Annotated in this window: 7 protein-coding genes and 2 pseudogenes; 8 read left to right on the top strand and 1 reads right to left on the bottom strand. The window is 67.4% G+C overall.

From position 1 onward, the window contains the following. A pseudogene (locus tag ACFWF3_RS18935) lies at positions 1-108 on the top strand (allophanate hydrolase subunit 2 family protein); the annotation flags it as partial. Between the two features lie 436 nt (positions 109-544). Here ACFWF3_RS18935 and ACFWF3_RS18930 read toward each other — a convergent pair. After that, positions 545-604 (bottom strand): annotated as a pseudogene (locus ACFWF3_RS18930) (TetR family transcriptional regulator); the annotation flags it as partial. 147 nt (positions 605-751) lie between these two features. Between ACFWF3_RS18930 and ACFWF3_RS18925 the strand changes: the two are divergent. The 7 genes from ACFWF3_RS18925 to ACFWF3_RS18895 all read left to right on the top strand — a co-directional run. After that, positions 752-1600 (top strand): SAM-dependent methyltransferase, encoded by an 849-nt coding sequence (locus tag ACFWF3_RS18925; RefSeq protein ID WP_379314660.1) that lies wholly within the window; start codon positions 752-754, stop codon positions 1598-1600. A gap of 308 nt (positions 1601-1908) precedes the next feature. Then, positions 1909-2541, top strand: a complete 633-nt coding sequence (pyrR, locus tag ACFWF3_RS18920) for a bifunctional pyr operon transcriptional regulator/uracil phosphoribosyltransferase PyrR (protein ID WP_378989058.1) — start codon at positions 1909-1911, stop codon at positions 2539-2541. Then, positions 2538-3491, top strand: a complete 954-nt coding sequence (locus tag ACFWF3_RS18915; protein WP_266290507.1) for an aspartate carbamoyltransferase catalytic subunit — start codon at positions 2538-2540, stop codon at positions 3489-3491. Before pyrR ends, ACFWF3_RS18915 begins: the two co-directional genes overlap by 4 nt. Beyond that, the gene (locus ACFWF3_RS18910; RefSeq protein ID WP_379314659.1) at positions 3488-4786 is read left to right on the top strand and encodes a dihydroorotase; all 1299 of its coding nucleotides are present in this window, start codon (positions 3488-3490) and stop codon (positions 4784-4786) included. Before ACFWF3_RS18915 ends, ACFWF3_RS18910 begins: the two co-directional genes overlap by 4 nt. Positions 4787-4798: 12 nt before the next feature. Continuing rightward, positions 4799-5302 carry a transporter gene (locus tag ACFWF3_RS18905; protein ID WP_358062764.1) on the top strand — a complete coding sequence of 168 codons (504 nt, stop codon included), beginning with the start codon at positions 4799-4801 and terminating at the stop codon, positions 5300-5302. Further along, the gene (gene carA, locus ACFWF3_RS18900) at positions 5299-6414 is read left to right on the top strand and encodes a glutamine-hydrolyzing carbamoyl-phosphate synthase small subunit (RefSeq protein ID WP_379314658.1); all 1116 of its coding nucleotides are present in this window, start codon (positions 5299-5301) and stop codon (positions 6412-6414) included. Before ACFWF3_RS18905 ends, carA begins: the two co-directional genes overlap by 4 nt. 4 nt (positions 6415-6418) lie before the next feature. Then, positions 6419-6836, top strand: a 418-nt coding sequence (locus ACFWF3_RS18895; RefSeq protein WP_379314657.1) for an AAA family ATPase, incomplete at its 3' end; no start/stop codon positions are given.

Raw genomic sequence — 6836 nt, 5'->3', positions numbered from 1 at the left:
GCTATGTCGCGGTCCGCGGCGGCATCGACGTCCCTCCGGTGCTGGGCGCGCGGGCGACCGACACCCTGGGCAGCCTCGGCCCGCCCGTGCTTTCGGCCGGGATCCTGGCGAGGATATCGATCGCGATATCCGTTGCCGCGGTGTGCATCTGGTCGTCGGTCAGATCGAGATCGCCCATCATCGACAGGCTCCAGCTGATGGCGAGCAGTGCCTGCCGTGCGTGGTAGATGTCCAGCGCAGCACCGTCGGGCGCGGTCATGAGGTCGGCGAGCACGCGGAACTGGTAGCGCAGGCCCGCGCCGAAACCGAGGTCGCGGAACGCGGGCTGGTTCTCGTGCCAGAACCGCACCATGTCACGGCCGAGGCTGTGCAGCAGCGCGCTGTAGCGGCGCAGGATCTGCTCGGCCCGTTCGGAACCCGGCGGTGCCTGTTCGGCCCAGGTGACGATGTCGTCGATGCCACGGCGCAGATCGTCGGACAGGCTGACGACGATGTCTTCCTTGGTTCGGAAGTGGTAGTACAGCGCGGCTTTGGTGACGCCGAGCCGCTCGGCGATCTCGCGCAGCGAGGTCTTCTCGTACCCGCGCTCGGAGAACAGTTCCATCGCCACCGTGCGAATACGTTCCCTGGTGTCGCTACGACGTCCGTCCACGGGGCTTTCCTTTGCTTGACGACCGGCTAGGGGGAGCCTACCGTCGGACCATGACCGAGATCACTAGCCGGTCGGCAAGTTAGTTTGAAGGAGGGGCAGATGACACACGTGAACGCACCTACCGCAGGGGTGGCGCTGACAGCGATCGGCGTCGCGCTGATCCGCGAGCAGGAGTCGCGCAGGCCGGATCGGCTCTACGCCGACCCGCTCGCTACGGCGTTCGTCGACGCGGCGCGACGTGACTTCACCCGCACCGGGGCGGGCGCCGCGAAATGGGAGCGAGTCGAGGCCGTGGCCGAACAGTTCTTCGCGGGAAGATCCGTCGGGGTCCGTCTGGTCGACGACCGGGTGACCGAAGCCGTCGCCGCCGGATGCAGGCAGATCGTTCTGCTCGGCGCCGGTCTGGACACCCGCGCGTTCCGGATGGGTCTGCCCGCCGACGTCACCGTCTACGAACTGGACCTGCCCGAGTTGTTCGCCTTCAAGGAGTCGGTACTGCGCGCACTGCACGCCACGCCGACCACGCAACGACACGTCCTACCGATCGACCTGCGCACCGACTGGGCTGTTCCGCTGCGCGAGCGGGGATTTAGGCCCGAGCTGCCGACTCACTGGATCGACGAGGGCGCGCTCCCGTACCTCCCACCCGAGGATCATCTCCGCACGGTGGCGACGCTGACGACACTGTCCGCGCCCGGCAGCCACTTCGGTCTCAGCCGGTTCGCGGTCGACCCCGAGGCTGCGCCCTATGCCGAATTGCGTCGACTCGTCGCCGGTGACGACGCCGGTATGCCACCGTCGGACGCCGGGCGCCCGGGGGAGCAGTGGCTACTCGAGCACGGCTGGCACACCCGGTTCCGCGCTTGGGACGACATGATCGTTCCCCTCGGCAGAGACGTGGCGGTGAACGACCCGGAGGTCGGCGTCGTGCTCGCCGAGCGGGTGTGACGGAAGGCAAACCATGTCGCGTCGAGGCGTCGGCGGTTGTCGAGGTCGTTCCGGCGACGTGAACGCGATCACCGACCGCTCGCCTCGGGCCGGTCGCCCCAGGTCTGCGTGGGGGTGAAACATGCGCGCTCGCTGCACTTTCGGCGTGCCTGTGAGCACCGACACGGCAGCGGTCACCCTCGTGTGCTCCGTGGTCGCGCTCACAGGTGGGCCTACCTGGTCAAAGGCACCTCGCGGCGCTGATAGGCTGACGGGCGAGTTAGGCATCCTTTAACGGACCGTCCGGTGAGGCGGGGAAGGAGGTCGGCATGGCTGTGCCCGAACGGGCGGCCAAAACCGGCGCGGGCGAAACATCGCAGCGGCACACCCCGGAGTGGGTGGCGGCCGGACGCGAGCTGTTGTCGCCATCGGACGTCACCAGGACCGTAGCGCGCATCGCGCATCAGATCATCGAGAAGACCGCCTTGGATTCCGGCGACGCCGACGCACCTCGGGTGGTTCTCATGGGAATCCCGACGCGCGGCACCACCCTGGCCAATCGGCTGGCGGACAAGATCGAGGAATTCTCCGGTGTGCGCCCCGCCCTCGGCTCCCTCGACATCACGCTGTACCGCGACGACCTGCGCAGTCGCCCGCACCGCCCGCTCGAACGCACCTCGGTGCCCGACGGCGGCATCGAGAACTCCCTGGTCGTCCTCGTCGACGACGTGCTGTTCTCCGGCCGCACGGTCCGCTCCGCCCTGGACGGCCTGCGCGACCTCGGCCGCCCCCGCGCCGTGCAACTGGCCGTGCTCATCGACCGCGGCCACCGCGAACTGCCGATCCGCGCCGACTACGTGGGCAAGAACGTGCCGACCTCGCGCGCCGAGGACATCTCGGTGCTGATGGTCGAGCACGACGGTCGTGACGGTGTGTATCTGCATCAGGAAGGTCAAGAGTGAAGCATTTGCTGACGGTCGCCGACCTGGATCGCGGCGCCGCCACCGAACTCCTCGACGAAGCTGAGCGCTTCGAACAGGCGCTGCTGGGCCGCGAGGTGAAGAAGCTGCCGACCCTGCGCGGACGCACCGTGATGACGGTGTTCTACGAGAACTCCACCCGCACCCGCGTGTCCTTCGAGGTCGCGGGCAAGTGGATGAGCGCCGACGTGATCAATGTGAGTGCGTCGAGTTCCTCTGTCTCCAAAGGTGAATCGCTGCGCGACACCGCCCTCACCCTGCACGCGGCGGGCGCCGACGCGCTGATCGTGCGGCACCCGGCGTCGGGTGCCGCGCACCAGATCGCGCGCTGGATGGAGCAGTGGGCGCGCGAGGAGAACCGCGCCGCCCCGTCGATCATCAACGCGGGCGACGGCACCCACCAGCACCCCACTCAGGCCCTGCTCGACGCACTCACCCTGCGCCAGCGCCTCGGCGACATCGAGGGCAAGCGGATCGTGCTGGTCGGCGACATCCTGCACAGCCGGGTCGCCCGCTCGAACGTCTCCCTGCTCAACACCCTCGGTGCCGAAGTGGTCCTGGTGGCGCCGCGCACGCTGCTGCCGGTCGGCGTGGAGGCCTGGCCCTGCCGGGTCTCGTCCTCGCTGGACGCGGAACTGCCCGGCGCCGACGCGGTGATGATGCTGCGGGTGCAGGCGGAGCGGATGAACGGCGGGTTCTTCCCGTCGGCCCGCGAGTATTCGATCAACTACGGACTGTCCGAGCGCAGGCTCGCACTGCTCGGCGACGACGCGGTGGTACTGCATCCCGGCCCGATGCTGCGCGGCATGGAAATCGCCTCTGCGGTCGCGGATTCGCCGAAATCGGCTGTGCTGCAGCAGGTCTCGAACGGAGTGCACATGCGGATGGCCGTGTTGTTCCGGCTGCTCGTGGGTCAGGAGGAAACGGTATGAGTGAGCTGCTGATCAAGAACGTCAAGCCCTACGGCGAAGGCGACCCCGTCGACGTCCTGGTGCGCGGCACCCTCATCGCCGACATCGGCACGGGCCTCACGGCGTCCGACGGCGCCGAGGTGATCGAGGGCAACGGCCAGATCCTGCTGCCCGGCTTCGTCGACCTGCACACGCACCTGCGTGAACCCGGCCGCGAAGACACCGAGACCATCGAAACCGGTTCCGCCGCCGCCGCACTGGGCGGCTACACCGCGGTGTTCGCGATGGCCAACACCAGCCCGGTCGCCGACTCGGTCGTCATCACCGACCACGTGTGGCGCCGCGGCCAGGAAGTCGGCCTCGTCGACGTATTCCCGGTCGGTGCCGTGACGGTCGGCCTGCAGGGCAAGCAGCTCGCCGAGATGGGCACCATGGCCGCCGGTATCGGCCAGGTCAGGATGTTCTCCGACGACGGTCACTGCGTCGACGACCCGCTGATCATGCGTCGCGCCCTCGAATACGCGAACTCGCTGGGCGTGCTCATCGCCCAGCACGCCGAGGAACCGCGCCTGACCAAGAACGCCATCGCGCACGAAGGCCCCAACGCCGCGCGCCTCGGACTGCACGGCTGGCCGCGCGCCGCCGAGGAGTCGATCGTCGCGCGTGACGCACTGCTGGCCCGCGACGCGAACGCCCGCGTGCACATCTGCCACGCCTCCACCGCGGGCACCGTCGAACTGGTGAAATGGGCCAAGTCCCAAGGTATCTCGATCACCGCCGAGGTCACCCCGCACCATCTGCTGCTCGACGACTCGCGCCTGGAAACCTACGACGCGGTCAACAAGGTGAACCCGCCGCTGCGCGAATCCACCGACGTGGCGGCCCTGCGCCAGGCACTGGCCGACGGCATCATCGACTGCGTCGCCACCGACCACGCCCCGCACGCCGAGCAGGACAAGTGCTGCGAATTCGCGGCCGCCCGCCCCGGCATGCTCGGGCTGGAGACGGCGCTGTCGATCATCGTGCAGACGATGGTCGAGCCCGGCCTGCTCGACTGGCGCGGCGTCGCGAAGGTGATGAGCGAGAAGCCCGCCGCGATCGTCGGCCTCGACGACCACGGCCGCCCGATCGCGGTCGGCGAGCCCGCCAACCTCACGCTGATCGACCCCGACGCCGAGTGGACGGTGCGCGGCGCCGAGCTGGCGAGTATCTCGAACAACACACCGTTCGAGGACATGACGTTCCCGGCCGAGGTCACAGCCACTGTGCTGCGCGGCCGGGTAACTGCCCGCGAGGGCAAGGCGGTCGGGATCTAGGGAGGCCAGGACGTGGAAAGAACGCTGTGGGTAGTCGGGCTGCTGGCATTTTTCATTGTGTGCCTGTGGCTGATGTACCGGGCTTGGCAGAAGAAGGCCACGCGACAGCAGGCACGCATCGGCGAACTGCCGACGGTGCCGGCCGAACTGGGCGCACAACTACTGGAACCGACCACCGGCATGTACCTGGGCAGCACCATCGCGCCCAGCTGGCAGGACCGGATCGCGGTCGGTGACCTGGGATTCCGGGCGACCGCCGAACTGACGCGGTTCGAACGCGGAATTCTGCTCGAACGCGACGGCGCCACGGTGATCTGGATTCCGCAGGAATCGGTGACAGCCGTGCGTACCGAGCGCGGACACGCGGGCAAAGTGATGACCGAAAATGGTGTGCTGGTAATTCGCTGGACACTGCCGACCGGAACCGAGATCGATACCGGATTCCGGGGCGACGACAAGACGGTGTACCCGGCATGGACTGCGGATACCAGGGTGACGACGGGAGACGATGAATGAGCACAGTGAAGGCAGCCTTGGTGCTCGAGGACGGCCGCGTATTCCGCGGTACCGCCTTCGGCGCCGAGGGACAGACACTCGGTGAGGCCGTGTTCTGCACGGCGATGACCGGGTACCAGGAAACCCTGACCGACCCCAGCTACGCCCGCCAGATCGTGGTGGCCACGGCCCCGCAGATCGGCAACACCGGCTGGAACGACGAGGACGACGAGTCCGCCAAGATCTGGGTCGCCGGCTACGCCGTGCGCGACCCCTCGCGGGTCTCCTCCAACTGGCGCGCCACCGGCACGCTGACCGACGAGCTCGACCGCCAGGACGTGGCCGGCATCGCGGGCATCGACACCCGCGCGGTGGTCCGCCACCTGCGCAGCCGCGGCTCGATGAAAGCGGGCATCTTCTCCGGCGCGGCACTGGCCAACGACGAGGAACTTCTCGCCCGGGTGAACGGCCAGGCCTCGATGCTGGGCGCTGACCTCGCCGAAGAGGTCAGCACCGACGCGATGTACACGATCGAACCGATCGGTGACCACAAGTTCACCGTCGTCGCGGTCGACCTCGGCATCAAGACCAACACCCCGCGCATGTTCGCCGAGCGCGGCGTGCGCACCCACGTGGTGCCGTCGAACACCTCCCTCGACGACATTCTCGCGCTGAACCCCAACGGGGTCTTCCTGTCGAACGGCCCCGGCGACCCGGCCACCCAGACCGGCGCCATCGCGCTCACCCAGGGTGTCCTGGAACGCGGAATCCCGCTGTTCGGCATCTGCTTCGGCAACCAGATCCTGGGCCGGGCACTGGGCCGCAGCACCTACAAGATGAAGTTCGGCCACCGCGGCATCAACATCCCGGTGATCGAAGAGGGCACCGGCCGCGTGTCCATCACCGCCCAGAACCACGGCTTCGCCCTCGAGGGCGAGCGCGGCGAGGTGTTCGACACCCCGTTCGGCAAGGCCGAGGTCTCCCACATCTGCGCCAACGACGGCACCGTCGAAGGGGTCCGGCTGATCGACGGCCGCGCCTTCTCGGTGCAGTACCACCCCGAGGCCGCCGCAGGCCCGCACGACGCCGCATACCTGTTCGACCGTTTCGCCGGTCTCATGGATCGAGGCTGATGTAGTGACCAGTGACCGGATGCGAATCGAATCGCTCAGGATCCAGAATTATCGGGCGCTTCGGGATGTCACGTTCAAGAACCTCACGCCACTGACCGTTCTTTGTGGACCCAATGGCAGCGGTAAATCGACCGTTTTCGATGTATTTGCGTTTTTGAACGAGGCATTCACAACTGGACTAAGGCCTGCATGGGACCGGCGTAACAGGATGGACGGTATTCGAAGTAGAGGATCCGATGGTCCGATTGGTTTCGAATTCAAATATCGCGCAGCTGGCCCAGATGGAAAGCGTCGACTGGTTACTTATCTGCTGAAGCTGGATGAGGAGATGCATGGTCCGGTCGTAGTCGAGGAAAAATTGCTGTGGACAACTGCGCCAGGGCAAGGGCGTCCTCGTGAGATTTTGAGCTATTCCAGAGGGG

The sequence above is a fragment of the Nocardia sp. NPDC060220 genome (assembly GCF_042727815.1).
Taxonomy (GTDB): Bacteria; Actinomycetota; Actinomycetes; order Mycobacteriales; family Mycobacteriaceae; genus Nocardia.
The sequence above is the reverse complement of the archived record's forward strand: the minus strand, read 5'-3'. Positions and strand labels throughout refer to the sequence as shown.

Bases quoted from the DNA above. Each gene is read 5' to 3' on its own strand.
- ACFWF3_RS18925 (WP_379314660.1), top strand. From the start codon at position 752: ATGACACACGTGAACGCACCTACCGCAGGGGTGGCGCTGACAGCGATC.
- carA (WP_379314658.1), top strand. From the start codon at position 5,299: ATGAGCACAGTGAAGGCAGCCTTGGTGCTCGAGGACGGCCGCGTATTC.
- pyrR (WP_378989058.1), top strand. From the start codon at position 1,909: ATGGCTGTGCCCGAACGGGCGGCCAAAACCGGCGCGGGCGAAACATCG.
- ACFWF3_RS18910 (WP_379314659.1), top strand. From the start codon at position 3,488: ATGAGTGAGCTGCTGATCAAGAACGTCAAGCCCTACGGCGAAGGCGAC.